Annotated in this window: 18 protein-coding genes; 9 read left to right on the top strand and 9 right to left on the bottom strand. The window is 73.4% G+C overall.

Annotated elements, in window-relative coordinates:
* Window positions 1-142: 142 nt before the first annotated feature.
* Both ACZ53N_RS07670 and ACZ53N_RS07665 read left to right on the top strand, forming a co-directional pair.
* Window positions 143-1,585, top strand: coding sequence for an APC family permease (locus ACZ53N_RS07670; RefSeq protein WP_469140017.1), 1,443 nt, complete (start codon window positions 143-145; stop codon window positions 1,583-1,585).
* A gap of 51 nt (window positions 1,586-1,636) precedes the next feature.
* Window positions 1,637-2,293, top strand: a complete 657-nt coding sequence (locus ACZ53N_RS07665) for a hypothetical protein (RefSeq protein ID WP_469140173.1) — start codon at window positions 1,637-1,639, stop codon at window positions 2,291-2,293.
* 71 nt (window positions 2,294-2,364) lie between these two features.
* Here ACZ53N_RS07665 and ACZ53N_RS07660 read toward each other — a convergent pair whose 3' ends face one another.
* Entirely contained in the window at window positions 2,365-3,297 is a 933-nt protein-coding gene (locus tag ACZ53N_RS07660; RefSeq protein ID WP_469140016.1) for an esterase/lipase family protein, read from the bottom strand.
* 337 nt (window positions 3,298-3,634) lie between these two features.
* Here ACZ53N_RS07660 and fhuB point away from each other — a divergent pair, with 337 nt between their 5' ends.
* Together fhuB and fes are read left to right on the top strand one after the other, a co-directional pair.
* The gene (gene fhuB / locus ACZ53N_RS07655; RefSeq protein ID WP_469140015.1) at window positions 3,635-5,902 is read left to right on the top strand and encodes a Fe(3+)-hydroxamate ABC transporter permease FhuB; all 2,268 of its coding nucleotides are present in this window, start codon (window positions 3,635-3,637) and stop codon (window positions 5,900-5,902) included.
* Window positions 5,903-6,084: 182 nt separating this feature from the next.
* A complete protein-coding gene (gene fes / locus ACZ53N_RS07650) occupies window positions 6,085-7,308 on the top strand; it encodes an enterochelin esterase (protein ID WP_469140014.1) in 1,224 nt (407 codons plus the stop codon).
* Window positions 7,309-7,532: 224 nt separating this feature from the next.
* Here fes and ACZ53N_RS07645 read toward each other — a convergent pair whose 3' ends face one another.
* The 3 genes from ACZ53N_RS07645 to ACZ53N_RS07635 are packed head-to-tail and all read right to left on the bottom strand — an operon-like array spanning window position 7,533 to window position 16,400.
* Window positions 7,533-8,963 carry a DHA2 family efflux MFS transporter permease subunit gene (locus ACZ53N_RS07645; protein WP_469140013.1) on the bottom strand — a complete coding sequence of 477 codons (1,431 nt, stop codon included), beginning with the start codon at window positions 8,961-8,963 and terminating at the stop codon, window positions 7,533-7,535.
* Window positions 8,960-9,160, bottom strand: a complete 201-nt coding sequence (locus ACZ53N_RS07640; RefSeq protein ID WP_469140012.1) for an MbtH family protein — start codon at window positions 9,158-9,160, stop codon at window positions 8,960-8,962. Before ACZ53N_RS07640 ends, ACZ53N_RS07645 begins: the two co-directional genes overlap by 4 nt.
* A 4-nt stretch (window positions 9,161-9,164) precedes the next feature.
* A complete protein-coding gene (locus tag ACZ53N_RS07635; protein WP_469140011.1) occupies window positions 9,165-16,400 on the bottom strand; it encodes an amino acid adenylation domain-containing protein in 7,236 nt (2,411 codons plus the stop codon).
* Window positions 16,401-16,568: 168 nt separating this feature from the next.
* Here ACZ53N_RS07635 and ACZ53N_RS07630 point away from each other — a divergent pair, with 168 nt between their 5' ends.
* Window positions 16,569-17,714: a M20 family metallopeptidase gene (locus ACZ53N_RS07630; RefSeq protein ID WP_469140010.1), complete on the top strand. Its 1,146-nt coding sequence runs from the start codon at window positions 16,569-16,571 to the stop codon at window positions 17,712-17,714.
* Between the two features lie 122 nt (window positions 17,715-17,836).
* On the opposite strand, the gene ACZ53N_RS07625 is transcribed toward ACZ53N_RS07630, so the two are convergent.
* A complete protein-coding gene (locus tag ACZ53N_RS07625) occupies window positions 17,837-18,838 on the bottom strand; it encodes an ABC transporter substrate-binding protein (RefSeq protein ID WP_469140009.1) in 1,002 nt (333 codons plus the stop codon).
* A 180-nt stretch (window positions 18,839-19,018) separates the two neighbouring features.
* Here ACZ53N_RS07625 and ACZ53N_RS07620 point away from each other — a divergent pair, with 180 nt between their 5' ends.
* Entirely contained in the window at window positions 19,019-19,831 is an 813-nt protein-coding gene (locus tag ACZ53N_RS07620; protein WP_469140008.1) for an ABC transporter ATP-binding protein, read from the top strand.
* A 29-nt stretch (window positions 19,832-19,860) separates the two neighbouring features.
* Here the strand turns inward: ACZ53N_RS07620 and ACZ53N_RS07615 are convergent, their stop codons facing one another.
* The 4 genes from ACZ53N_RS07615 to ACZ53N_RS07600 all read right to left on the bottom strand — a co-directional run bounded on the left by ACZ53N_RS07615 (window position 19,861) and on the right by ACZ53N_RS07600 (window position 22,583).
* Window positions 19,861-20,208 carry a hypothetical protein gene (locus tag ACZ53N_RS07615; protein ID WP_469140007.1) on the bottom strand — a complete coding sequence of 116 codons (348 nt, stop codon included), beginning with the start codon at window positions 20,206-20,208 and terminating at the stop codon, window positions 19,861-19,863.
* Window positions 20,209-20,301: 93 nt separating this feature from the next.
* Window positions 20,302-20,670: a hypothetical protein gene (locus ACZ53N_RS07610; protein ID WP_469140006.1), complete on the bottom strand. Its 369-nt coding sequence runs from the start codon at window positions 20,668-20,670 to the stop codon at window positions 20,302-20,304.
* A gap of 117 nt (window positions 20,671-20,787) precedes the next feature.
* Window positions 20,788-21,456, bottom strand: a complete 669-nt coding sequence (locus ACZ53N_RS07605) for a lysophospholipid acyltransferase family protein (protein WP_469140005.1) — start codon at window positions 21,454-21,456, stop codon at window positions 20,788-20,790.
* Window positions 21,457-21,560: 104 nt separating this feature from the next.
* Complete coding sequence (locus tag ACZ53N_RS07600; protein ID WP_469140004.1) at window positions 21,561-22,583, bottom strand: TIGR04222 domain-containing membrane protein; 1,023 nt, start codon at window positions 22,581-22,583, stop codon at window positions 21,561-21,563.
* Window positions 22,584-22,813: 230 nt separating this feature from the next.
* On the opposite strand from ACZ53N_RS07600, the gene ACZ53N_RS07595 reads away from it, so the two are divergent.
* From ACZ53N_RS07595 to ACZ53N_RS07585, 3 genes are all read left to right on the top strand, one after another.
* Window positions 22,814-24,172 carry a glutamine synthetase family protein gene (locus ACZ53N_RS07595; protein WP_469140003.1) on the top strand — a complete coding sequence of 453 codons (1,359 nt, stop codon included), beginning with the start codon at window positions 22,814-22,816 and terminating at the stop codon, window positions 24,170-24,172.
* Window positions 24,173-25,336 (top strand): amidohydrolase family protein, encoded by a 1,164-nt coding sequence (locus ACZ53N_RS07590; RefSeq protein WP_469140002.1) that lies wholly within the window; start codon window positions 24,173-24,175, stop codon window positions 25,334-25,336.
* A 139-nt stretch (window positions 25,337-25,475) separates the two neighbouring features.
* Window positions 25,476-26,720 (top strand): glycosyltransferase, encoded by a 1,245-nt coding sequence (locus tag ACZ53N_RS07585; protein ID WP_469140001.1) that lies wholly within the window; start codon window positions 25,476-25,478, stop codon window positions 26,718-26,720.
* Window positions 26,721-26,760 lie beyond the last annotated feature (40 nt).

Genomic DNA, 26,760 nt, shown 5'->3' with positions numbered 1-26,760 from the left:
CTACGGCGGCGAGCGCCCTGTGGGCGCGTCCTCAATCGCCGGACGGGCTGATTTCAGCCCGTCCGGCGATTGAGGACACCGCCGCGCAGCGCTGCCTCGCACGGGCGGTACGGCACGCGCCGCGGCGGGTAGGCCGTGGGCCATGCGGATACCTCGACCCTCCGGGGCACCCGGTGCCCCTCCCCCGGTTCCGGCCGACGGGGACGGCTCACCGCTCAAGCGGGTCATCGGCCCGAAGCTTCTGCTCCTCTTCGTCGTCGGCGACATCCTCGGCACCGGCATCTACGCGACCACCGGCAAGGTGGCGGGGAAGATCGGCGGCGCGCTGTGGCTGCCGTTCGTCATCGGCTTCCTCGTGGCGATCCTGAGCGCCGCGTCGTACGCCGAGCTCGTCGGCAAATACCCCAGGGCCGCCGGAGCGGCTCTCTACACCCACAAGGCGTTCAAGGCCCCCTTTCTGACGTTCATCACCGCCTTCATGGTGATGTGTTCGGGCCTGGCGTCCGCGAGTGCCGCGGCCCGCGCGTTCGGCGGTGACTACATGGCGGAGTTCGTGGACCTGCCGCCGACCCTGGTCGCGGTCGTCTTCGTGCTCGCGCTGGCGGTGCTCAATCTGCGCGGCGTCTCGGAGTCGGTGCGGGCCAACGTCGTGCTGACCGTCGTCGAGCTGTCCGGGCTGCTGCTCGTCATCGGCATCGGCGTGTTCGCCGTGCTCGCGGGCGACGGGCAGCCGGCGCGCCTCGGCGAGTTCGATACCGGCGGTTCCGGATACGCGGCGCTCACCGGGGTGCTCGGCGCGACGGCGCTGGGCTTCTTCGCGTTCCTCGGCTTCGAGGACTCCGTCAACATGGCCGAGGAGACCCGGGATCCGGCCCGCACCTTTCCCCGCGCGATCTTCCTGGGCGTGGCCGTCACCGGCACGGTGTACGTCCTGGTCGCGCTCGTCTCCTCGTTGCTCGTCGACCATCACACGCTCCAGGGCTCCTCCGGGCCGCTCCTGGAGGTCGTGCGGGTGGGCTGGGCCGGTTTCCCACCGAGGCTGTTCGCGCTGATCGCACTCTTCGCCGTCACCAACTCCGCGTTGATCAACCTGATGATGGCGTCCCGGCTCTGCTACGGGATGGCGAACGAGCGCATCCTGCCGCGCGCTCTGGCCCGCGTGCTGCCGCGCCGCCGCACGCCGGTCGTCGGCATCCTCTTCACGACCGTGCTCACCGTCGCCCTGGCGTCGACGGGCGAGATCGCCGGGCTCGGCGACACGGCGGCGTTCCTGCTGCTGTGCGTCTTCGCGCTGGTCAATGTGGCGGTACTGGTCCTGCGCAAGGACCACGTGGCACACCGTCACTTCCGCGCCCCCACCGCGCTGCCGGTGCTGGGGGCGATCACCGCCCTCGTCCTGGCGAGCCCGCTGGCCGACCGCCCGGCGGACGTCTACGTGCGGGCGGGAGTGCTGCTCGTGATCGGTGTCGCGCTGTGGGGGGTGAACAGGATCGCGCTCGGTGGTGCGCGGCGCACCGGCCGGGACCGGGAAGACGGGCCGCGGGAGGACGGCGGAGGCTCCGGAGAGAGTTTCGGCTTGTCGTGAAATGGGGAGGCGCGCACCGCCGTTCGGGGTGACACTGTGTCCGTGCTGATCATGGACGCCGTCCTGGAGACCTACGACTCCGCCGACTTCACCCTGTGGCCCGTGGCCGATCCGTCGGCCGGCGCGGCTCTCCCGCTGTCCGGGCGGCTGTCCCCCCTGGAGGTCGGTACCGCGATCGCGGTGTGGACCGGGTACAACGGCGCGGCCCTCGCGGACGAGGACGCCCGCGCGCCCGACGGGCCCGCGCTGATCCGCCGTACGATCGCGGCCGACTGCACCCTCCTGCCGGGCGGTCTGCGGGTGCGGGACACCGCCGGCGGGGTATCGGTCGCCTCCGGCTGCTGTTGCGGCCTGGAGAACTGGCGCGAGTGGCTCGGCCTGTTGCACGGCGACGAGCTGTGGCTGGGGCACGACCCGTCGCCGCGCGTCGAGCACGCAGGCCCGGTCGTCCGGTTGTGGCCCGACGGCCGCGATGCCCCGGCCCCGCCCCCCGGGCAGCCCGTCGAGGTCGCCAAGGAGGGGCTGCCCGCCCTGTTGCGGTCCGTGCAGGCCGATCTGACCGGCTTCCTGACCGTCGTGGAGCGGTGGGGCGAGCGGTACGCCCCGGCCCTCGGCGCCGAGCTGGCGGCCAAGCTCGACGAGGACCTGTCCATCAGCGAGCCCTTGCGCCCGCCTCCGGTACCGACGGACGGAGCCGACCGCCCGTAACACACCGGAGGCGGGACCGGCCAGGGCCGTTCCCGCCTCCTCGTTCAGCGGTCAGAGGGCTGCTTCCCGGGTCAGAACGGCAGCGAGACGCCGCACTCGGGCTTGCCCTTGTCGTTGGGGTCCAGGGCCGAGAGGACCAGCTGCGCGGCGGCGGGGTGGAGGGTCATGCCCGCGTGACCGACCCAGCTGCGCGGGCAGTGGTCCTGGATGGTGTGGTTGGTGACCGTCGCGCCCGCGCCGGCGGTGAGGTACTGGTTGGTGTGCGGGGTGACCACCCGGTCGTTGGTCGTGACGATCGTCGTGTACGTGACCCCGTGCACGGTGTCGCCGCCCTCGTCCAGCGTGCGCGTGACCTCCGAGCCACGGGTCTGGTCGATGGCGGCCTGGCCGGCGAACTTGCCGACGATCCCCATGAGGTTCAGCGACTCACCGAGGTTGAGGAGGCTGCTCAAGTCGGTGCCGTGGTTGCTGGGGGCGACACCGACGAGGTGGTTGACCTTCTGCGCGCCGCCCTCGAACTTCAGGTACCAGCGCGGCAGCAGGCCGCCGCCCTGCGAGTGGCCGACCATGTCCACCTTGTCGGCACCGGTCCGGCTGAGCACCTTGTCGACGAAGGCGGCGATTTCCTTGGCCGACTCCGGGACCGGTCCGCTGGCCTTGATCACGGACCCCGCGGGGGCGCCGAAGTTGACGGCGTAGACGCAGTAGCCGGCCTTCTTGAGCCTGGGCGACAGCGAGGCCCAGGTGTTGAGCGCGTTCGCCCAGGTGCCGTGGACCAGGACGACGGGACGGGGGTGCTCGGCCGAGGGCTTGCAGTCCCAGTCGTTGGCTCCTTCCGGGGCGGCGTCCGGGGTGAGCAGGGAGGTGGCCACGGCGGCGAGGGTCTGCGGGTCCAGGCCGATCGCACCGGTGGGTCTGGGCGCCGCGGCTGCGGGAGCGGTGGTGAGCCCGGCCACGGCACAGGCCGCGGTGGCGGCCAGCAGGAGGGAACGCAAAGGACGCATCAAAGACATGTGAACCCCGTTGACTTCATCAAGAACAGATGATCTTCAACGCCCTAGACAGCGGTCCCCGCACCCGGGTTGCCTCACCCACCATTTCCGCTAAATCGGAACATTTCCCTCCGGATCGGATCCGCACCGATAAGGGACCACAGGTGAGCCGGGCACCTCCGGGCCGGGTCGAGATGCGGGGCCGTGGCCTGATTTCCAGCCATCGACGATCATGGTTGATCGGCTCAAGAGTGATGTTTATCCCACCCGTTGACCGGCCGTGGAGCGGAACGGAAGCCAACGGGTACCGGACGTCAAGCCGTAAATCTTCTTAGGCTAGCCTTACCTTATGACTCTGTCGCACGTGGGCCCCCCGACCTCGGGCCCCCCGGAGGCCCCCGCGGAACCGCGGTCCGAGGAGACCGCGGGCACCCCGGAGATACACCGCCCCGTCAGCCAGGAGACGCTGCCCGGCCGTCCGCACGGGCGGCGGACCCTCCTGCTCGTGTCCGCCGCACTCGTCCTGGCCGTCCTGGTGGTCGCCGCGCTCTCGCTGTCCATCGGCGCCGGCGAGGTCGGCCCCGGTGACGTCCTGGACTACCTCCTGGGGCGTGACGGCGCGCGCGACAGCTCCCGTCTCTCCCTCGTGGTGGGGGACCTGCGCATCCCCCGCACCCTCACCGCCCTGCTCGTCGGCGCGGCGCTCGGCACCGCCGGCTGCCTCCTGCAGGCCGTCACCCGCAACCCCCTCGCCGAGACCGGACTGCTCGGAGTGAACGCGGGAGCCTCGCTGGGTGTCGTCTTCGGCATCACCTTCCTGGGCGCGCAGAGCAGCTACAGCTATCTGTTGTGGGCCTTCGGCGGCGCCGTCCTCGCCAGCGCGCTCGTCCTGCTCATCGCCGGCAGCCGGGGTGGCGGGTCACCCATGCGGCTGGTCCTCGCCGGCTCCGCCCTGGGCGCCACGTTCGGCGGCGTCACCAGTGTGCTGATCGTCAACTCCGCAGAGACGTACGACCGCTTCCGCTTCTGGGTGCTGGGCTCGCTGGCCGGCGTCGAGGGCTTCGGCGAACTCGGCCGTCTCGTCCCCGTGCTCGCCGTCGGCTTCGTCGTGGCGCTGCTCGTCGCCCGCCCCCTGTCCGCCCTGGCGCTCGGCGACGACCTCGCCCGGGGCCTCGGCCACCGGCCCTCCGTCATCCGCGTCGTCGTCGCCCTGGCGGTCACCCTCCTCACCGCCTCGTCGGTGGCGCTCGTCGGCCCCATCTCCTTCCTGGGCCTGCTCGCCGGGTTTCTCGCACGGGCCGTCACCGGACCCCGGCTCACGGCGCAGATCCTGCTCGCCGGGCTCATCGGCGCCGGTGTCCTGACCGGCGCCGACGTGCTGGCCCGGGTCGTCTCGCGGCCCTTCGAGGCACCGGTCGCCGTGATCATCGCGCTGTTCGGCGCCCCCGTCCTCATCGCCATCGTCCGCTCCAAGCGGCTGGGCGCGATGGGCATGACGGACCCGGCCACCACCGAGGGCGGGCAGCGCGCCGGACGCGCCTCCGTCGTGCGGCGGCTGATCGAGCGGCTGCCGGAGCGGCACCGCGGCGAGAGCTTCGTCGTGCGCCGCGGGTCCCTGTCGGTACTGGTGCCGCGCCGGGCGACGCTCGCCGCGCTGTTCCTGACGGCCCTGCTGGTGGCGGCCGTGGTGCTCTCCGCGTACGCCGGGCAGAGCGAGATGGGCATCGGCCGCACCTTCAACGCGGTCTTCGGTTCGGGCGACCGCTTCGACGTGCTGCTGGTGCAGAAGTTCCGGCTCGGCCGGATCGTCGCCGGTCTCGCAGCCGGAGCCGCCCTCGGGCTCGCCGGCCTGCTGACCCAGACCCTCGCCCGCAACCGGCTCGCCACCCCCGAGCTGCTCGGCGTCAACGACGGCGCCACAGCGGCCGTGCTGCTGTCCGTGACCCTCAGCGCCACCGGCACCTTCGGCGCCTGGTGGGCGGGGCCGCTCGGCGCGCTCGCCGCGGTGCTCGTCGTCACCGCCGTCTCCGGCGGCCTCGGACAGCGCGGCTACCGGGTCCTCGTCGTGGGCCTGGCCATGTCGGCGCTCGCCTCCGCCGTCACCCAGGTCGTGCTCTCCCGGCGCTCGCTGAACTCGGCGAGCTCGCTGTACGTCTGGACCTCCGGCAGCCTCAACGGCCGCGGCTACTCCGTCGCCGTGCCCGTGCTCATCGGCCTGGCCGTGCTGGTGCCGCTCGCCCTCGTCGTCGCCCGCCAGCTGAACGTGCTGCGCTTCGACGACTCCACCGCCTCGTCCCTCGGCGCGAACCCCGCCCGGGTGCGGCTGATCTGTCTGCTCCTCGCGGTGGGCCTGGCCGGCCTGGCCGTCGGCATCTGCGGGCCGGTCGGCTTCGTCGCCCTCGCCTCCCCGGTCATCGCCGGACGGCTCGCCGGGCCCCTGCGGGTGCCCGTGCTGGGGTCGATGCTGACGGGCGCCGTTCTGATCGTCCTCGCCGACACGGTCGGCCGGATCGTCTTCGACGGCACGGAGGTGCCGGTCGGCATCGTCACGACCGTTCTCGGCGGACCGTTCCTGCTCTGGGTGCTGCTGGGACGGTCGGCTGCCGCGCGGGTGTAGTGCCGCGGCGGTCCCTCCCCGAGGTCCTCAATTTCCCCCAGCTACCGCTGGGAGGTGCCCCCAGCGGGCTGGTTCATTGCCCCGAACCGGCGGAAATCCAGCCCGGCCGGCGTTTGAGGCCACCGCGCGCAGCGCGGTCCGGGGCGCAGCCCCACCTGCCATCGCAAAGGAAGCCCATGGAAATGAAGAGTCCGGTACTTCGCGAACTGGCCGCGGCCGTCCAGGCCGGCAAGCCCGACGCCGTCGAAGCCTTCTGGCAGTACGCGGCGGCCACCGGCACTCCGCTCGTCGAGGCCGACGCCACCGACCCCGCGTACCGGCTCGTCACGTTCGTCTGGCGGGACGACGCGCGGGAACCGGCCTCCGACGTCCTGGCGCTGCTGCACACCGTCACGGACAAGGACCGGCACGCGCACGATCTGTCGCCGCATCTGATGGAGAAGGTGCCCGGCACGGACGTGTGGGCGATCAGCCATCGGCTGCGCGCCGACCACCGGGCCTCGTACCAGTTCTCCGTGGCGCGCGGCCCCCGCGAGGAGGCCCTGCGGACGGACCGCCGGTCGTGGCTGCGGGTCCTGGACACGGCCGTGCCCGACCCGCTCGCCGCGGGCCCCGCTCTCACGGCCCGGGACGGCCGCAACCCGTCCTCCGTGATGGAGCTTCCCGATGCGCCCGCCCAGCGGTGGGTCCGTCGCCGGGAGTCCGTGCCGCGCGGGGAGTGGTTCGACTGTGTGGTCGACCGCCGGGCCGTGGGCGTCCATCTGCCCGCCGGGCACACCGCCGATGGCGGCCCGTACGCCGTCGCCGTCCTGCTGGACGGCGAGATGTGGGGCCCCGTGCTTGACTTCGGCGCGACCCTGGACAATCTGCACGCCGACGGCCGGGTACCGCCGACCGTGACCCTGTTCGTCGAGACCATGGGCCGCGACCGGCGCGTGGCCGACCTCAGCTGCAGCGAGGAGTTCGTCGACTGGCTGGCGGACGTGCTGCTGCCCTGGGCCGCGCGCGCGTACGGGGCGACGGACGACCCGGCGCGCACCGTCGTGGCCGGACAGAGCGCGGGGGGCCTGACGGCGGCCTTCGCCGCCTTCCGCAGGCCGGAGCGGTTCGGAAACGCCCTGTCCCAGTCGGGTTCCTTCTGGTGGCCGGACGGGACCGAGTTCGACGCCGGCAGCGAGTGGCTGACCCGGCAGTTCGCGACGTGCGAGAAGCTGCCGGTCCGCTTCCACGTGGAGGTGGGCCTGCAGGAGTGGATGCTGCTCCCGCAGAACCGGCACCTGCGCAACGTGCTGGAAGCCCGCGGCTATGACGTGACGTACCGGGAGTTCAACGGCGGCCACGACTACGCCTGCTGGCGCGGCGGCCTCGCCGCCGGACTCGCCGAGTTGCTGGCCGACCGGGGCTGACCCGCCGCCGCGCGGCGGTGTCCTCAAGCGCCGGACGGGCTGCTGTGCTGTGTCCTCAAGCGCCGGACGGGCTGCTGTGCTGTGTCCTCAAGCGCCGGACGGGCTGATATCAGCCCGTCCGGCGCTTGAGGACGCGCCCGCAGGGCGCTCGCCGCCGCAGGCGGCAACGACGGCCCGCAGCCGAAGATCCGCCGGACAGGCCGGGCCTGTCACGCCCGGGCCCGTCACGCCACAGCTTCCGCGCCTTCCTCCGGCCGCGCCGGCGGCTCGTCGTCGAAGGGCGGCGGCGCGGGGGCGTCCTTGGGCAGGCGCAGCGCGAACAGCGTGCCGAGGGCGACCAGTCCCGCGGTCGTGAGGATCGCCGCCCGGTACGGGCCCGGGGCGGCGTCGTGCGTGCCCGAGCCGCCGGACGCGCCGATCACCGCGGCGGTGGCCGCGATGCCCAGTGCCCCGCCGAGGGTCCGCACGATGGTGAACAGCCCCATCGCCTGGCCCATGGCCGGGGGCGGGATGTCCGCGAACCCGGCGATCTGGACGGTGAGTACGGCCGTGCCCAGCACAAGGCCGACGCAGAACATCAGCGCCCGCACGGCCCAGGCGTTCTCCGCCACGCCCGGCACCGCCAGTGCCGCGAAGACCGCCGTGGCGAGGACCAGCGCGGGGGCGGCGAGCAGCCGGGGGCCGAGCTTCGGCAGCAGTCGGTCGACGGCCTGGGAGGCGAGCATCAGGCCCAGCGCCTCGGGGAAGACGCTGAGCCCCGCGTCCAGGGCGGAGGCCCCGAGGGCCGCCTGGTAGAGCAGCGGGAAGGCGAAGAGGACGCCCATCAGACCGGCCGAGGTGACCAGGGCGAGGACGGTGGCGGACCCGAAGACCTTGTCGCCGAGGAGCTTCAGGTCCAGCAGCGGCGTCGCGGTCCTGAGCAGGTGCGCGCACGCCGCGACGAGGAGGGCGAGGCCGAGCAGCGCGCTGACCGCGATGGCCGGTGAGGTCCAGCCGTGCGAGGGGCCGAAGCCCAGCGCGTAGGTGAGCAACCCGAGCGCGGGGGTGGCCAGCAGGAAGCCCCGGCGGTCGAAGCGGCCCTCGGTGCCCTCCACGTGCTCGCGCACGCCGAGGACGCCGAGCAGCACGGCGGCGGCGCCGATCGGCACGTTCACGAAGAACAGCCAGTGCCAGGAGAGGTGCTCGGTGAGGAAGCCCCCGAGCGGCGGCCCCAGCGCGGGCATCAGGGCCGTCGGCACGATCAGCACCTTCGACAGCTTCATCCGCTCGTGCGGCGGGAAGGCGCGGAAGAGCAGCGTCATGCCGACCGGGGTGAGCAGTCCGCCCGCCAGCCCCTGGACGACGCGGGCGAGGACCAGGGTCTGCAGGTTCTGGGCGAGTCCGCAGGCCGCGGACGCCGCGGTGAAGACGGCGAGCGCGCCGAGGAAGACCCGCTTGGTGCCGTGGCGGTCGCCGAGCCAGCCCGCGACGGGCAGGGCCACGGCGAGGGCCACCAGGAAGGCGATCTCGACGGTGTTGGCCGCCGACACGGGCTCGCCGAAGTCCCGGGCGATGGTCAGCAGCGCCGGGTTGACGATGGTGGAGTCGAGACCGTTCATGCACATCGCCGCCGTGTACACGATCACGACGGCGACGCGCGGGGAGAGCCGGCTCACCGGGCCGCCGGGGCCAGGTCGGTCCAGTGCTCGGTGATCCAGTCGAGGGCGTCCTGCCGGGCGCACGGCCCGTGGGCGGTGTTCCAGCCCTCCGGCACGGCGGCGAAGCCCGGCCAGAGGCTGTGCTGCCCCTCGGCGTTGACGAGGACGAAGAAGTCTCCGTCACCGTCGAAGGGGTTGGCGGGTGCGTCGCTCATGGGGTCAGTTCTCCAGGTTCTGCAGTCGGTCGGCGATGACGCTCGCGATGTGCGCGATCGGTTCGGGCAGGGTCATGTCCTTGTGCGAGCAGGCGACGTCGGTGTTGTCGATGCGGCCGGTCACATAGGGGGCCCAGGTGTCGGGGGTGAGCTCGTCGTCGATGGTGTCGACGGTGGCGCGGAAGAAGAGCACGTCGCCGTCGAAGACACGGTGGTCGAAGCCGCGGACCAGGTGGTTGGTGTTGAGGTAGGTGGTGTTGAGGGCCTCGATGGTGGTGTCGTCGAGGCTGGCCAGCGGGGAGCCCTCGCGGCGCAGCACCTCGGTGACGTGGGCGAGTTCGAAAGGCTTGCCCTCCAGGCTGTCGGGGCCGTAGCCGCCCATGGCGAGCAGGGCTTCGAGGGCCTCGGCCTGGTCGGGCACGGGCAGCGTGCGGAAGCCCTCGGCCGGGTAGGCGTCGAGGATCGCGAGCAGCTCGACCTGGTGGCCGAGGTCCTGGAGCCGGGTGGCCATGCCCTGGGCGATGATGCCGCCGGTGGACCAACCCATGAGCCGGTACGGGCCGTGCGGCTGCACCTCGCGGAGCCGGTCGACGTAGTGGGCGGTGAGCTCCTCCATCGTCCGCGGCAGCGGGTCGTCGGCGGTGGCCGGGCCGACGCCCTGGGCCTGCATGCCGTAGATCGGGACGTCGGCGGGGAGGTGACGGATCAGACCGGCGTAGCACCAGCTGAGGCCGCCGGCCGGGTGCACGCAGTACAGCGGCGCCTTGTCGCCGTCCTTCGCCGGGCGCAGCGGCAGCAGTACGTCGAGGGCGTCGGTGCCTTCGGCCGCGTCCAGCGCGGTGTCGAGGGCGGCGACGGTGGGAGCCTGGAAGATCGTGCCGATGCCGACCTCGGCGCCGAGCGCGTCCTTGATCCGGCCGGCGAGGCGCACGGCGAGGAGGGAGTGGCCGCCGAGGTCGAAGAAGTTGTCGTCCACGCCGACCCGGGGCAGGCCGAGGACGTCGGCGAAGATCGCGCAGAGCTGTTCCTCGCGGGGTCCGCGTGGGGCGCGGCCCTCGGTGACGGCGGCGGTGAGGTCGGGGGCGGGCAGGGCCTTGCGGTCGAGCTTGCCGTTGGCGGTCAGCGGCAGCCGGTCCAGGAGGACGACGGCCGAGGGCACCATGTGGACGGGCAGTTCGGTCGCGGTGTGCTCGCGCAGCAGGGCCGGGGTGGTCTCGCGGGCGGGCACGGCGTAGCCGACGAGGCGCTTGTCGCCGGGGGTGTCCTCGCGGACGATCACGGCGGCGTCGGCGACGTCCGGGTGCTCGGCGAGTACGGCCTCGATCTCGCCGAGTTCGATGCGGAAGCCGCGGATCTTCACCTGGTGGTCGGCGCGGCCGAAGTACTCCAGGGTGCCGTCGGGGCGGCGGCGGGCGAGGTCGCCGGAGCGGTACATCCGACTGCCGCGCTCGCCGAAGAGGTGGGCGAAGGGATCGGCGACGAATCGTTCCGCCGTCAGGGCGTGCCGGCCGAGGTAGCCACGGGCCAGCCCCTCGCCCGCGACGTACATCTCGCCGGTGACGCCGGGCGGCACGGGCTGGAGGTATCCGTCGAGGACGTAGACGCGCAGGTCGGGGATGTTGACGCCGATGGTGCTGGAGGATCCGGCGGCGGCGCTCTCCCGGTCGAGCGCGATGTAGGAGACGTGGACGGTGGTCTCGGTGATGCCGTACATGTTGACGAGGGTGGGCGCGTCGTCGGCGTGCCGCTCGTACCAGTCATCCAAGCGGCCCAGTTCGAGGGCCTCTCCCCCGAAGACGACGTAGCGCAGGGCCAGTTCGCGGCCGGGGTTCTCCCGGTCGGCGGCGCTGAGCTGGTAGAAGGCGGACGGTGTCTGATTCAGAACGGTCACGCCCTCGTCGGCGAGCAGTCCCAGGAAGGCCGCCGGGTCGCGGCTGACCAGGTGGGGCACCACGACGAGCCGGCCGCCGTGCAGCAGCGCCCCCCACAGCTCCCACACCGAGAAGTCGAAGGCGTAGGAGTGGAAGAGGGTCCACACGTCGCTCTCGTCGAAGCCGAACCAGTGGTCGGTGGCGGAGAACAGCCGGGCCACGTTGTGGTGGGTGACGGGGACGCCCTTGGGGCGGCCGGTGGAGCCGGAGGTGTAGATGACGTAGGCGACGTCGGTGGGGCGCTGGGCACGGGTGCGGTCGTCGTCGGTCAGGTCCGTGGGCGCGTACGCGTCGGCCTCGGCGCCGTCGACGAGCACGACCGGAAGGTCGTGCGCCGGGATGCGCGCGGCGGTCGCGGTGTCGGTGACGACGGCGGCGGGGGCGGCGTCCTGGAGCATGTAGGCCAGGCGGTCGGCCGGGTAGTCCGGGTCCATCGGCAGATACGCCGCGCCCGCCTTCGCCACCGCCAGCAGGCCCACGACCAGCTCCGGCGAGCGGGGCAGCGCCAGCGCCACGATCGACCCCGGCCCGATGCCGCGCGCGGCCAGCAGCCGGGCCAGGCGGTTGGCGCGGGCGGACAGCTGCGCGTAGGTGAGGGAGGCGCCCTCACAGGTGACGGCCGTGCGGCCGGGGTGCCGGCGGGCGGCGTCCTCGTACAGCTCGACGAGGGACTGCTTGGAGGGGGTGGGCGTGGTGGTGCCGGTGTTCCACGCGACCACGGAGCGGTGGAGCTCCTCGTCGTCGAGCAGGGGCAGCCGGCCGATGGGGGTGTCCGGGTCGGCGACGGCCGCGGTGAGCAGTCCGGCGAGGTGGGTGCAGAGACGTTTCGCCGTTTCGGCGTCGAAGAGGTCGGTGCGGTATTCGAGGAAGCCGGATATGCCGCCGCCGGGCCGCTCGCCCGCGTTCAGGGTGAGGTCGAACTTGGCGGTGCCGGAGGGGACGGCGTCCATGCGGGCGCTCAAACCCGGTCCCATGGCGAACTCGGCGTCGGGCAGCGACTGCCAGGCGAGCATCACTTGGAAGAGCGGGTGCCGGGCCAGCGAGCGGGGCGGGTTGAGCTCCTCGACGAGCCGGTCGAAGGGCACGTCGGCGTGTTCGTACGCGGCGATCGTCGTGGCGCGGACGCGGTCGAGGAGGGTGCGGAAGGTGGGGGCGCCGGAAGTGTCGGTGCGCAGGACCAGGGTGTTGACGAAGAAGCCGACGAGGTCGGCGGTCGTGTCGTCGTCGCGCCCGGCGACGGGGGTGCCGAGCGGGATGTCGGTGCCGCAACCGTAGCGGGTGAGGAGGGTGGCGAGGGCGGCCTGGACAGCCATGAAGACGCTGGTGCCGGTGGTGCGGGTGAGCTGTTCGAGGGCGGCGTGCGCGCGCGCGTCGAGGTGGAAGGGGACGGTGTCGCCTTCGTAGGACGCGACGGCGGGGCGCGGCCGGTCGGTGGGCAGTTCGAGCTGGTCGGGCAGGCCGGCGAGGGCCTGCTTCCAGTGGCCGAGCTGGCGGTCGGCGAGCGCGGTCGGCTGGTCGGCGGTGCCCAGGAGGCGCTGCTGCCAGGCGGTGTGGTCGGCGTACTGCACGGGGCGGTGCGGCAGTTCGGGGGCGCGGCCGGCGGCGCGGGCGGTGTAGGCGGTGGCGAGGTCGCGGGCCAGCGGGGTGGTGGAGGCACCGTCGCCGGCGATGTGGTGCAGGAGGAGGAGCAGGGTGTGGCGGTCACCGCCGTCGCTGAACAGCGTCGCCTTGAGCGGCGGTTCGGTGGCCAGGTCGAAGCAGTGGCGGACGGCCTCGGTCAACTCGGCCCCCGCGGGCGCGGTGTGCAGGCGCGGGCTTGCCTCGTCGGCGGTGAGGATCCGCTGGTAGGGCTCGTTGTCAGCGGCCGGATACACGGTTCTGAGTGTCTCGTGGGCGTGCGTCAGGTCGTTCAGGGCGAGCTGCAGCGCGTCGTGGTCGAGCGGTCCGGTCAAGGTCAGCACGAGGGGGATGTTGTAAGTGGGGCTGAGTCCTTCGAGGCGGTACATGAACCACAGCCGCTTCTGCGCCGGGGAGAGCGGCATGCGGTCCGTGCGGGGTACGGGCACCAGCGCGGGGCGCTCCTCGCCCTCGGCCGCGGGGGCTTCGCGCAGAAGGGCGGCGAGTGCGGCCGGGGTGGGGTTGCGGAAGACGTCGGCGAGGGTGACGGTCGCGCCGAAGCTCTCGCGGATGCGGGCGGCGATACGGCCGGCGGTGAGCGAGTGGCCGCCGAGGTCGAAGAGGCCGGCCTGCGGGGCGGGGGTGGCGTCCAGGCCGAGGGTGGCGGCGAAGATGCCGCACAGGATCTCTTCATGGGCGGTGCGGGGGCCGCTGTGGCCGGTGGCGCCGCCCACGACGGCCGGGTCGGGGTCGGGCAGGGCCCGGACGTCGAGCTTGTCGTTGGCGGTGCGGGGCAGGGCGTCCAGGGCGAGGATCGCGCTGGGCACCATGTGCTCGGGCAGCCGCTCCGCGAGGTGGGCGCGCAGCGCCTCGGGGGCGGCGCCGGCGCCTTCGGCGGCCACGACGTAGCCGAGGAGCCGCTTGCCGGTGGCGGTGTCGCGGGCGATCACGGCGGCCTGCGCGACGTCGGGGTGCCCGGCCAGCGCGGCCTGGATCTCGCCGAGTTCGATGCGGAAGCCGCGGATCTTCACCTGGTCGTCGGCGCGGCCGAGGAACTCCAGGGTGCCGTCCGGGCGGCGGCGGACCAGGTCGCCGGTGCGGTACATCCGGGCCCCGGGCTCGCCGTGCAGGGCACCGAAGGGATCGGCGGTGAAGCGCTCGGCGGTGAGGTCGGGGCGGCCGAGGTAGCCGCGGGCCAGGCAGGCGCCGGCGATATAGAGCTCTCCGGTGACGCCGGGGGCGGTGGGTCGCAGGGAGTTGTCGAGGACGTACGCGCGGGAGCCGCGCACGGGGCTGCCGTGGGCCGAGCCGTTCTCACCCGGCACCCAGTAGTAGGCGTCGACGGTGGTCTCGGTGGGGCCGTAGAGGTTGAGGGGAGTGAGGCCCTCGGTGGTGGCCAGCCGGTGCCACAGGGGTTCGGGCACGGTCTCGCCGCCGACGACGACCATGGCCGGGTGGTGCCGGCCCTCGTCCAGGAGGCCCTCCGCGAGGAGCGCTTCGGCGTACGAGGGGGTGACGTCGAGGTAGTCGAGCCGGTGCTCGGCTATGTACGCGGTGAGCGCGGCCGGGTCACGGTAGGCGGCATCGTCCAGAAGGTGCAGCTCGTGGCCGTGGACCATCCAGATGACCGGGTCCCATGAGGCGTCGAAGGCGAACGAGGCGCTGTGCCCGATCCGCAGCCGGTCACGGCCCGCGCGCGCCACGGCGGGGGCGATGTGGTCGGTGCCGTGTCCGGCGTGCAGGTTGGCGAGGGAGGCGTGGGTGACGACGACACCCTTGGGACGGCCGGTGGAGCCGGACGTGTGGATGATGTAGGCGTCCTGGCCGAGGTCCGGTGCGGCGAGGGCGGTGTCCGGCCGCGCGTCGATCCGGGCCCGGGTCGCCGGGTCGTCCAGGAGCAGGGCGGGCACGCCGAGCGGGGGCAGACCGGCCACGGCGTCGGCGGTGCCGATGACGCACCGGGGCCGGGTGTCCTCCAGGACCGCGGTCATGCGCTGCTCGGGGTGGCCGAGGTCGAGCGGCTGGCAGACGCCGCCCGCCTTGAGCACGGCGAACATGGCGACGACGGTGTCGACACCGCGGGGCAGGGCGAGCGCGACGGGAGCGCCGGACGTGACGCCCGCGTCGGCCAGTTCACGGGCGAGCCGGTTGGCGGCACCGTCCAGTTCGGCGAAGGTGAGGGCGGCTCGGCCGCTACGGACGGCGACGGCGTCCGGGGTGCGGGCCGCCTGCTCGGCGAACAGCTCGGGCAGGGTCCGGCGGACTCTCTCCTCGGCGCGGCCCGCCGTGGCGCGGTGGATCTCCGCTTCGTCCAGGAGGTCGATGCCGCCGACGGCGCGCTGGGGGTCGTCCAGGAGCAGCGCGGTCAGCGCGTCGAGGTAGCGGCGCAGGCCGCGCTCGTGTCCGGCGAGCGACGGGCCGTCGTACCGCGCGGCGTTGCCGTCGAGGCCGAAGCCGACGGAACCGTCCGGCGCGGGGGTGATGGCGAGAGCCAGATCGTCGACGGGACCGGCCGCGAGGTTGCGTACCCTGCCGGGCAGAGTACCGAACTCCAGGTCGCCCTCGAACGCCTTGATGTTGACCATCGGTCCGAACAGCGTCTGCTCCGCGCCGCTCAGCCCGAGGTCGCGGCGCAGGTCCTCCTGCCGGTAGCGCTGGTGGCGGCGGACGGCGCGCACCTCCAGGACGACGCGGCGCAGCAGTTCGGCGCCGGTGTCGTACGGGCTGACGGCGATGCGCAGCGGCATGACGTTGACGGCCATGGCGGGGGTGCGCAGGGCGACGGAGCTGCGGCGGTTCATCAGGGGCAGGCCGAGCACGACGTCCTGGGTGCCCGTCGTCCGGTGCAGATATCCGGCGGTGGCGGCGATGAGGAGCTCGGCCCAGGTGGCCTTGACCGCGCGGGCGGCCTCCTCCAGGCGGGTCATGGTGCCGGGCGGGAGTTCGGCGGCGTGCCGCAGCACGGCACCGGAGGGACCGGTGGAGTCGGCGGAGACCGTGGAGGCCGCCGGGTCACCGGCGAGGGAGACGGGCTCGGGCCGGTCGGCGAACCGCGTACGCCAGAAGTCCCGGTCGGCGGTGTGGCGTTCGCTCGCCGTGTACTCGGCCTCGTCCTCGACGAGTTCCCGGATCGTGCCGAAGGGGTTCCCGGAGGGCTCCTCGCCCGTGGTGAGCGCGGTGTACAGCTCGGCGACGCGGCGTCCGATGAGGGTCAGGGCATAGGCGTCGACGGCGAAATGGTGGACGCGCTGGTACCAGTAGTAGCGGTCGTCGGCGACGCGGATGAGGGCCTGGGTGACCAGCGGCCCCTCGGTCAGGTCGACGGGACGGGCGAGGTCCGCGCGCATCCAGGCGTCCGCTTCCCCCGACGGGGCGTCGGCAGTGCGCAGGTCGAGCCGGTGCAGGGGCCATTCCCGGCCGGTCTCGACGCGCTGCGTGGGCGCGGTGTCCCCGTCGGTGCCGCTGCCGCCGTGCTCCGATGCCACGATCAGGGACAGTGTCTGCGCCTCGTCGACCGTCTGCCGCAGGGCACGCTCGAACAGCTCCTCGTCCAGGTGTCCGTCGATCTCCACGCAGTCACCCGTGTTGTAGACCGGGTTGCCGGGGTCGAGCACCTGGGCGTACAGGATTCCGGACTGCGCGGCGAGCAGCGGCAGTTCGGCAGGAGCAGTCTCGACCTGAGGGTGACGCATGACGTGGGGACTCCCGATATCTGGCTTCGTTCCGGGCACGCCGCGTATACCCCGGCGTGTCAGCTTAGGTAAGCCTAAGCTATTTTTTGATCCCTTGTGAGTGTGACCCCCCGCTCACGCGGAAGGGACGAACAGCCGGCGCGTCAGCCGGACGGACAGGAGCTGGACATGACCGCGGCCCAAGGCCTCAAGACCGCCATACAGGAGCGTGTCCTCGCGCACCGCGAGAGCCTGCTGGCGCTCAGCCGCCGCATCCACGCGCACCCCGAGACGGCCTTCGCCGAGCACCGCGCCGCCGCCTGGTGCGCCGAACTCCTGCGTGAGCACGGCTTCGACGTCACGGCCCCGGCGTACGGCCTCGACACCGCCTTCTCCGCGACCTTCGGCTCCGGGCCCGTCACCGTGGCGCTCGCCTGCGAGTACGACGCCCTGCCCGGGCTCGGGCACGCCTGCGGCCACAATCTGATCGCCGCGGCGGGTCTCGGCGCGGCCCTCGGCCTCGCCCCGTTCGCCGACGAACTCGGGCTGACCGTACGGGTCCTGGGCACCCCCGCCGAGGAGCGCGGGGCGGGCAAGGCACTGCTGCTGGAAGCCGGCGCGTTCGACGGGGTGGACGCCGCGATGATGGTGCACCCCTGCCCGTTCGACGTGGCCGAGTTCCGCTCGTTCGCGCTCGGCACCCTCTCCGTCGCGTACACCGGGAAGGCCGCGCACCCCAGCCTCAACCCGCACGAGGGCCGCAACGCCGCCGATGCCCTCACCGTCGCCCAGGTCGCCCTCGGGCTGCTGCGCCAGCAACTGCCGCCGCACTGGAAGGTGCACGGCGTGACGACGGCCGCGGGCACCGCGCCGAACGCGATTCCCGACCGGGCGACCGCCGAGTACGAGATCCGCGCTTCGGCCGCCGAGGACCTGCGGGAGCTGCGGGAGCGGGTCGAGGCCTGCTTCCGGGCCGGTGCGCTGGCCACCGGGTGCGAGGTGGAGCTGACCCGCCCCGAGCCCGACTACCTGGACTTCCGCACCGACGCGGAGCTGATCGCCCTGTGGCGCGACAACGCCCGTGCGCTGGGCCGCCCGGAGCCGCAGCAGCGCGACGCGTTCGCCTGCACGGACATGGGCAACGTCTCGCACGCCGTCCCCTCGATCCACCCCGTGCTCGACATCACCGGCGGCTCGTGCGGGCCGCACGAGGCGGAGTTCGTGGCGGCGGCGGTGTCACCGATGGGTGAGCGGGCGCTGCTGGACGGGGCGATCGGCATGGCCTGGACCGCGGCGGACTTCGCGACGGCTCGCCGTGCCCGGCGGGCCGGGTAAGGGGTCTCCGCGGGCCGAGTCGTCCGCACCACCGCTGCGCGGCGGTGTCCTCAATCGCCGGACGGGCTTGATTCTCAAGCCCGTCCGGCGATTGAGGACCGGGGTCCGGGGCGGAGCCCCGGTTACTTCTTGAGCGCCTTCACGATGTCGTCGATGACGACCTGGCTGGCCAGCGGGCCGCCCCGGGTGGACCAGACTGAGCCGTTCACCGTCACAGCGTGGTCCTTCTTCACCGCGTTCAGGTCCTTGTACGCGGGCTTGCTCTGCACGTCCTTCAGCGCCTTCTCACCGTCGGAGGTGAGGGTGGACAGGAAGAGCCAGTCGCCGTCGATCTCGTTGATCTTCTCCAGGCTCAGCGCCGGGGTGTGGGCGTTGCCGTCCTTGTCCTGGGCCTTGGGGCGCTTGAGGCCCATGTCCAGGGCGACACCGCTCGCGAACTGCTTCTTTTCCATCCAGCTCGGGCCGTCCGGGTTCCAGCGGACGATGCTGACCTCGGCGCCCTTGTTGTCGCCCAGCTCGCTGCCGGCCTTCTTGGCCTTGGCCTCGTAGTCGGCGATGACCTTGTTGGCCTTGTCCATGCTGTTGAGCGCGTTGCCGATGCCCCGGAAGGACAGCTTCCAGTCGTCGGTGGGGGCCATGGTGACCAGCGTGGCCGGGGTGATCTCGCGGAGCTGCTTGAGGACCTGCTCGTCCTGCAGGTCACCGGCCAGGATGAGGTCGGGCTTGGCCGCGATGACCTTGTCCATCACCGGCTGGAGCAGGTTGCCGACGACCTTGATGTCCTTGACCTTGTCCTCGAGGTAGGCCGGCGGCTTGCTCAGGCCCTGCCCGTTGGTGATGCCGACCGGCTTGAGGCCGAGGGCGAGCACCGCGTCGAGGTCCTCCTGCGTGAGCGTCACGATCCGCTTGGGCTGGGCCGGGACCTTGACGAGCTTGCCGGTCGCGTCCTTGATCTCACGCGTCTGACCGCCCCCGGCACCCTGCGACGTCGACTCCGAGCCCTTGTCGTCCGAGCCGCTGTCGGAGCCGCAGCCGGTCACCAGCAACGCGGCCGCCCCCACGGCGGCGAGGACCTGAGCCGCGCGGCGCGAGGCGGGCAGAAGAGGGCGGTGGGTCGAGGTCATCGAGTGCTCCGGGCGTCAAAAGAGGAAAGGAACAAGGCAGAAAAACAGAAAAGGGGACAGCGTTCCGCGTGGGAGATCACCCCCACGCGGGACCCATGAGTCATTAGGTTAGCCTTACCTTAAGGCCCTCCGCCGGGAGGGTCCACCTTGCGGCGAACGTCTTGGAAGGGCCTGCCACCTGTGGAGCTCCGCGTTGAACAGCTCACCGCCGGCTACCCCGGCCACCGTGCCGTGGCGGGCGTCGACCTGACGATCCCCTCAGGTCAGGTCGCAGCGATCGTCGGCCCCAACGGCTGCGGCAAGTCGACCCTGCTGCGCTGCGTCGCCCGGTTGCACCAGCCCGAGTCGGGCCACGTCCACGCGGGCGACGCCGACATCTGGAAGCTGAAGCAGCGCCAGGCGGCCCACCGCATCGCCCTGCTCCCCCAGTCCCCCCTGGCCCCCGAGGCCGTGACGGTGGCCGGGCTCGTACGGTACGGGCGCCACCCTCACCAGGGCCTCTTCCGCCAGTGGTCCCGCGACGACGAGCGGGCCGTGCACGAGGCCCTGCTCGCCACCGGGGTGTCCGCCCTCGCGGACCGCCGCCTCGACCAGCTCTCCGGCGGCCAACGACAGCGCTGCTGGCTCGCGATGGTCCTCGCGCAGGAGACACCGATCGTGCTCCTCGACGAGCCGACCAGCGCGCTCGACATCGGCCACGCGGTGGAGGTGCTCGACCTCGTGAAGCAGGTCGCCACCGCGGGCCGGACCGTCGTCATGGTCCTGCACGACCTGGCGAGCGCCGCGCGGTACGCGGACACCGTCATCGCCATGAAGGACGGCACCGTCGTCGCCCAGGGCCCGCCCCGCGACGTGGTGGACGCGGCCTTGGTGCGCGAGTTGTACGGCATCGAGGCCGACATCCTGCGGGCACCGGGTGACGGCTCCCCCGTGGTGGTGCCCACCACCCGTACGCCGGCCGAGGCCGGCGCACGGGGTTCCGCCACTGCCTGAGCCCACCGGGCCGGGCCCGGCGAACCGGCTCAGGGGGAAGGCTCGGGCCTGCCGTGGTCGCCCACCGGGCCCGCCCCCTGACGCAGGGACAGCAGCCGGGCGAGCACCCCCGGTCGGCGGGGGGCGGCGGGCGGAGCGTTCGGCGCCGGCCCGGACCGGGTGGCCACCTCCGCGGCCGGCTCGGCCGGTTCTCCGTCGGCGCGGCGGCCCGCGCCGGTCTCGTGGCCGTCCTTCTCGTCCTCCCGGGGTTCCCGCGCGTCCTGGACGTCGTAACACTCCTCGACGACGATGGGGGCGGGCTCGGGCTCGGGGCGGTGGGTGCGGTAGGCCTGGGCGCGCAGATACGCGTCCATGGCGCGCGCGGGGTCGAGGGGCATGACGTCTCTCCTGCTGTCGCACTACGGGGTGAGCGGAAAGGTGAACGCGCGGCGCCGCGGCCTCCGGCAAGGAGGCGACGGGCGCGGTTCCGCTCAGCAGCGCAGGACGGCGTGCCGCGCGTGGGCGGCGGCGACAGCGGAGGTGTCGGAGCGGGGCACGGCCCGCTCACTCAGGGTCTGCCCGGCGTCCACTCCCGTGGACACGGCGGGCGGCAACGCACCGCCGAGCCTTCCGGGCGGACGGCCCGACCGCCGCCCGGAGCGCGAGCCGCGCTGCTCGGAGGCGCAGGCGGCGTACTCCTCGGAGGCCGCGGCCGACGACGAGCCGGAGGTCTCCTCCCGGCCGACACTGACGGCGAGGCCTTCCGCGGCCGATCCGGAGAGCGCCAGCAGCAGGGAGATCAGCGCGACGACCAGGGCCCGCAACGCGGACCTCAGGACAGCGCGACCCCACACACTCATGACACCCAGAGTAGTTGGCCGATCACCCTGGGTGCACCCAGTCGAACGAGTGAAGATTTCGATGTTGGGTACGGCCCGTCACCGTCCGGCCCTCGAATCCCGGCGGTGACCTGCGAGTCAACCCTCGCGGGAAGCGGCGGCGTGCGGGCCGAGCCGTCCGACCGCCTTCCGCCAGGCCCCGGTCACGGCCGCGCGGGCGTGGGCCGTGGCGGCGGCCACGTCACCGGCGAGATGAACGGGCGCGCCGACGTGGACGTGCAGGGCGGGCCTGCGCAACGGCGCCGTCAGCAGTCCGGTGATCTGTTTGGCGTGCGAACCGGAGGTGGCCCGGCGGGCCCCTGCCTGCCCCACCGGGACCACGGGGGCCGAGGTCGCCAGCGCGAGACGGGCGAGCCCGGTGCGGAACGGGCCGGGCTCGGCCTCGCCGGAGTCCGGGCGGCGGGGAAGACGCCCCTCGGGATAGAGGACCACGACACGCCCGTCGGCCAGGGCCTCGGCCGCGGCGTCGAGAGCTCCGGCGGCCGCGTCGGTGCCCCGCCGGACGGGCACATGGCCCTCGCGGGCGAGCACATGACCCAGGACGGGGATCCGCCACAGACCGGCGGCCGCCAGGAAGACGGGCTCGGCCCCGAGCCGGCGGACCGCCGCGAGGACCAGTCCGGGGTCGACCAGCGACGTGTGGTTGGGGGCGACGATGCTTCCCGGCGCGATCTCCGTCGCCACGTCGGTGCTGACGCCGAAGCGGCCGAGAGCGGGTACGACCGCGTGCGCGAAGGTGCTGAGCACGTGCTACTCCTTGACGATCCGTGCCCCCATGCTCTCCCGGCGGAACGCCCGGCCACCTGAGTACGGGTACTCAAGGGGCGGGGCCGTGGGAGCGGAGGAACCGTTCAGTCGCTGGAGCTGCTTCCGCAACTGCTCCCGCAACTGCTTCCACAGCTGCTCGAACCGCTGTCCCCGCCGCTGCCACCGCTGTCACCGCTGTCACCGCCGGAGCCCGCGTCCGAGCCGCCGCCGGAGAAGAAGTCGCTCCACGACGCGTCGCCGTCGGACCCGGACCCGCACTCCGTCAGCAGCTCCCGCAGCGGGGCGTCCGGCAGACACCCCGCACCGTCGAGCGCCACCCCCAGCATCAGCACCGTCGACGAGGCGGTCGCACCGCTTCCTCCCGAACCGCCGCGCCGGACCCCCCGCGCGAGATCGGCGCCCGCCCGCGTCCGGTCACCGGGCCCGGGCAGCGCGTGGTGGCGCACCAGCCCGCACAGCAGCGCGGCCACCGCCGCCAGCGCGTCGCAGAGCAGGATGTGGGGCCCCCAGGCCGGGTCGTGGGCGAAGTTCACGAACCCCACCACCGTCACGACCGCCATGAAGCCGAAGCAGAGGTAGGTGAGAACCCTCAGCACACGGTCGCAGGCGCGGAACAGCCACCGCCACGTGAGGCCGTAATCCAGCCCCCGGTCCCTCAGGGAGCGCCCGACGGCGAGGATTTCGGGGGCGCGCCCGCACAGCCGGCGCAAGGGCCGCACCTCGGGCACGGACGTCCCTCGCGCCCTCGCTTCCCCGTGCGTGCGCACGATGGCCTCCTCGACGGCCGTCCGCGGGCTGCGCCCCCACGTCAGGTGAACCCGGCCGCCGGCGGAGAGCTGGGTGGATATCCGGAGCAGCCCGTCGCGTTCCATGGCGACCAGCGCGGTGTCGACCACGCGCAGGGGGCCTCCGCTCAGCCACGCGACCTCCAGCACCTCGCGGCCGGCGCCGCCCCCGGCCCCGTCCGCGGCAAGCGGCGCGGGGTCGGCCGGGTCCCCGCTCCCCCGACGCCGTTGAGCGGCCTCCAGACGAGCCGCACCGCCGAGGGCCGCACAGAGCGCGACGGCAAGGTAGGCGTACGCCAGAAAGAACAGCGGCACATCCACGTCCGACCAACCCCCCGAACAACGACAAGATCAACTATTGGGGACACGCTAACCGGTGGACCGAGTCGTTCGCGCCACCTTTTGCCCCCTTCCACCCGTCACAGGCACCCCTGCCGACGCACGCCGCGGTCCCGGGCCCGTACGGCGGGGCCTCCGCGTCGACGCGCGCCGACCGGGGGCGATCCGCACAACTCCCCCATGTGTCCCACCTGATGGTGTGTAATGCAGCCATGGACAGGCCGGATCGGGAGCGGGCGGCGTCGGCTGCGCGGCAGGAAGCGGCGCGGCTCACGGCGATGGACATCCACGGCGTCGCCCTCACCTGGGTGGACGTCGCGGGCCTCACCCGGGTCAAGGCCGTTCCCACCGCCCGGCTCCCGCACGCCGCGCGGCGCGGCGTGGGCATGTCGCCCTCCTTCGACGTCTATCTCACGGACGACTCCGCCGTCGCCAGCCCCCACATCGGCGGGCCGGACGGCGATCTGCGGCTCTTCCCCGATCTGGACCGGCTGACCGTGCTGGCCGCGCAGCCCGGCTGGGCCTGGGCGCCCGTCGACCGGTACGAACAGAGCGGCGACCCGTACAGCGCCTGCCAGCGGCAGTTCGCCCGACGGATGACCGAGCACGCCGCGGCACGCGGCCTGCGGCTGCGGATGGGCTTCGAGACGGAATGGGTCGTCACCCGGGGCGATCTCACCGAGACGGAGATCCGGTATCCCTGCGCGGGCCCGGCGTACGGGATGACCCGCCTGGTCGAGCTGTCGGACTATCTGCGCGATGTCCTCGAAGCGCTCGCCGCACAGGACATCGAAGTCCTGCAGATCCACCCGGAGTACTCGCCCGGGCAGTTCGAGGTGTCGGTGGCCCCGGCGGACCCGGTCGGCGCCGCTGATCTCGCCGTGCTGGTCCGCGAGACGATCCGCGCGGTGTCGGCGCGGCACGGGCTGACCGCCTCGTTCGCGCCGGTCGTGGAGGCCGGGAGCGTCGGCAACGGTGCGCATCTGCATCTGAGCCTCTGGGACGAGGACGGGAATCTGTGCCGGGGCGGCGACGGGCCGTACGGCATGACGGAGGTCTGCGAGGCCTTCCTCGCCGGGGTGCTCCGGGAGCTGCCCGCCCTGCTCGCGCTGGGCGCCCCCACCCCGGCCGGCTATCTGCGGCTCGCACCCTCGCAGTGGGCGGGGGCCTTCCAGTGCTGGGGCCTGGAGAACCGGGAGGCGGCGCTGCGTTTCATCACCGGCGCTCCCGATGACGCCTCGGGCGCCAACGCCGAGATCAAGTGCTTCGACGCGGCGGCCAATCCGTATCTGGTGGTCGGTGCGGTCATCGCCGCCGGGCTCGCCGGGATCGAGGCCGGGCTGACGCTGCCGCCTCCCGTCGCGGGCGACCCCGTCGCCACCGGCCGGGAGACCCGGCTGCCGGCCTCGCTGCCGGAGGCGCTGGAGCACTTCGACCGGTCGGCGCTGCTGCGCACCGCGCTCGGTGATCCGCTGTTCGAGGCCGTTGTCGCGGTGCGCCGCGGGGAGGCGGCGCGGTTCGACGGCGCCGCGCCGCAGGACATCGCGGACGCCACCCGCAGGCGGTTCTGAGTGCGTCCCCCGGTGGCGTCGCCGCTGGTGGACCACCACTGCCACGGCGTGGCCCGCGCCGATCTCGGCCCGGAGGACTTCGCGTCCTTCCTCACCGAGTCCGACGCACCCGCCGCGCCCGGCACCACCTTCTTCGACACCCAGCTCGGCTTCGCGGTGCGCCGCTGGTGCCCGCCGCTCCTGGACCTCCCGGCGCACTGTCCACCGGCCCGCTATCTCGCCCGCCGGCGCGAGCTCGGCGCGCGGGAGGTCACCGGGCGGTTGCTGCGGGCCGCCGGGATCACCGACTACCTGGTGGACACCGGGCTCCCGGGTGACCTGACGAGCCCTCAAGAGCTGGCGACAGCCGGAAACGCGACCGCGCACGAGATCGTGCGCCTGGAGACCCTTGCCGAGCGCATTGCCGACGGCGTCGGCCCGCCCGCGGCCGCCGAAGGCTTTCTCCACGGCCTCGCCACCGCCGTCAGGGACGCCGCCCGGACCGCCGCGGGCTTCAAATCGGTGGTCGCCTACCGGTACGGACTCGACTTCGCCCCCGCCCCGCCGGAACCGGCCGAGGTCCGGGCGGCGGCCGCCCGCTGGCTCGGCGACCGGGCGCCGGGCGGGCGGCTGGCCGACCCGGTGCTGCTGCGCCACCTGCTGTGGTCCGCCGCCCGGACGGGCCTGCCGCTCCAACTGCACACCGGCTTCGGCGACCCGGACCTGCGCCTGGACCGCTGCGACCCGCTCCTGCTCACCGACTTCGTACGCGCCGTGCGTCCCACGGGCTGTTCACTGGTCCTGCTGCACGGCTATCCGTATCACCGGGGTGCCGGCTACCTCGCCCACGCCTTCCCGCACGTCTACACCGATGTCGGCCTGTCCCTGACCCACACGGGGGCGCGGGCCGAGGTGGTCCTCGGCGAGATGCTGGAACTGGCCCCGTTCGGCAAGATCATGTTTTCCAGTGACGCCTACGGGCTGCCGGAGCTCTATGTCGTGGGCGCCCAGCTCTTCCGCCGGGCCCTGGCCGGGCTGCTGACCGGCTGGGTGAACGACGGGGCGTGGTCGCCGGACGACGCGCGGCGGATCGCCGGGCTGATCGGGGCGGGCAACGCGCGGCGGGTCTACCGGCTCGGGACGGGCGGGGCCGCCGGGGCGGACGACCAGGGCCCGCGCGCCTGACGGCCGTCACCGGCCGTGCGGCCCACCGGTGGGCCCTCGCTCTGCCCCGCCGCCGTATCCGGGCCGGTTCCTCCTCGTTGGGTCGGTGAGGCAGTTCGTCGGACGCCGGCCGTGTCCCGGCGGGCGGGAGGGCCGGGTCATGCGCATCCAAATCATCACGGCGGGCACCATGGGTTCGGTGGCCCCGTACACCGGTCTCGGGCACCGTCTCGTGGCCGAGGGGCACGACGTGGAGATCGTCACCCACGCGAAGTTCGAGGAACTGGTGACCTGTTGCGGCCTGCGCATGCGGCCGCTGCCCGCCGACCCGTTCGAGGAGCTGATCGGCGCGCATACCCGCTTCCGGCACGGGGGCCGTTCGCTGCGGGCGGTCCAGCGGCTCGCGCACGCCACCGAGCGGGCCGCGGCGGGGCTCGTGGACGGCATCATCACGGCGGTGGACCCGTCGGCGGACCTGGTCCTGCTGTCGACGATCGCCGCGCCGGTGGGCAGGGTGGTCGCCCGCTACCACGACATCCCGAGCATGGGGGTCTTCCTCCAACCCGACGCCCCCACGGCGGCCTTCTCGCCGTGCGCGCTGTCGTGGCGGGAGCCGGGGTACGCCAACCGGCTCCGGGGCCGAGCGGTGAACGTCGCGATGGACGCCCTGTACGCCGCGGCCTACCGGCGGCTGCACGCCCGGCTGGGGCTGCCGTACCGCAGCGGTCACCGGCTGCGCAGGGCGCGGGAGGCGAGCCGCTGGCCCATCTGGCACGGGTACAGCCCGTCTGTCGTCCCGCGCCCGTCGGACTGGCGGCCCGAGCTGCGCGTCGCCGGGTACTGGTGGCCGCACGAGTGCCCGCTGTGGACACCGCCCGCGCTGCTCACGGACTTCCTGGCCGCCGGGCCGCCGCCGGTGCTCGTCAGCTTCGGCAGCAATATGCCCGACGCCCCCGAGCGGCTGAGCGCCATCACCGCCCGTGCGCTGCGGCAGGCGGGGGCGCGGGGCATCGTCCAGTCCGGGTGGGCGGGGCTGTCCGTGGTGAACGACGACGTCATCACGGTGGGCGTGGTGCCGCACGGCTGGCTGCTGCCGCGCACGGCCGCCGTCGTGCACCACGCCGGGGCGGGCACCACGGGAGCGGGGCTGCGTGCGGGGGTGCCCGCCGTGCCGGTGCCGGTGCTGACCGACCAGCCCTGGTGGGCCGCCCGGCTGGTGCAACTGGGCGTGAGTCCACGGGTGTTGCCGCACCGGGAGCTGACCGCGAGCCGGCTGGCGGACGCGATGCGGCGGGCGACCGGGGAGCCGGGCTTCGCCGAGCGGGCCACCGCGTTCGCCAAGCGGCTGGCACAGGAGGACGGCGCGGGAGCCGTCGCCCGGGCGGCCGCCGCACTGGCCTCCTGACCACGCCCCGCTCTCCTCCCCCGCCGGTTTCCTCGCCGCC

The sequence above is a fragment of the Streptomyces sp. NPDC033229 genome (assembly GCF_055576875.1).
The sequence above is the reverse complement of the archived record's forward strand: the minus strand, read 5'-3'. Positions and strand labels throughout refer to the sequence as shown.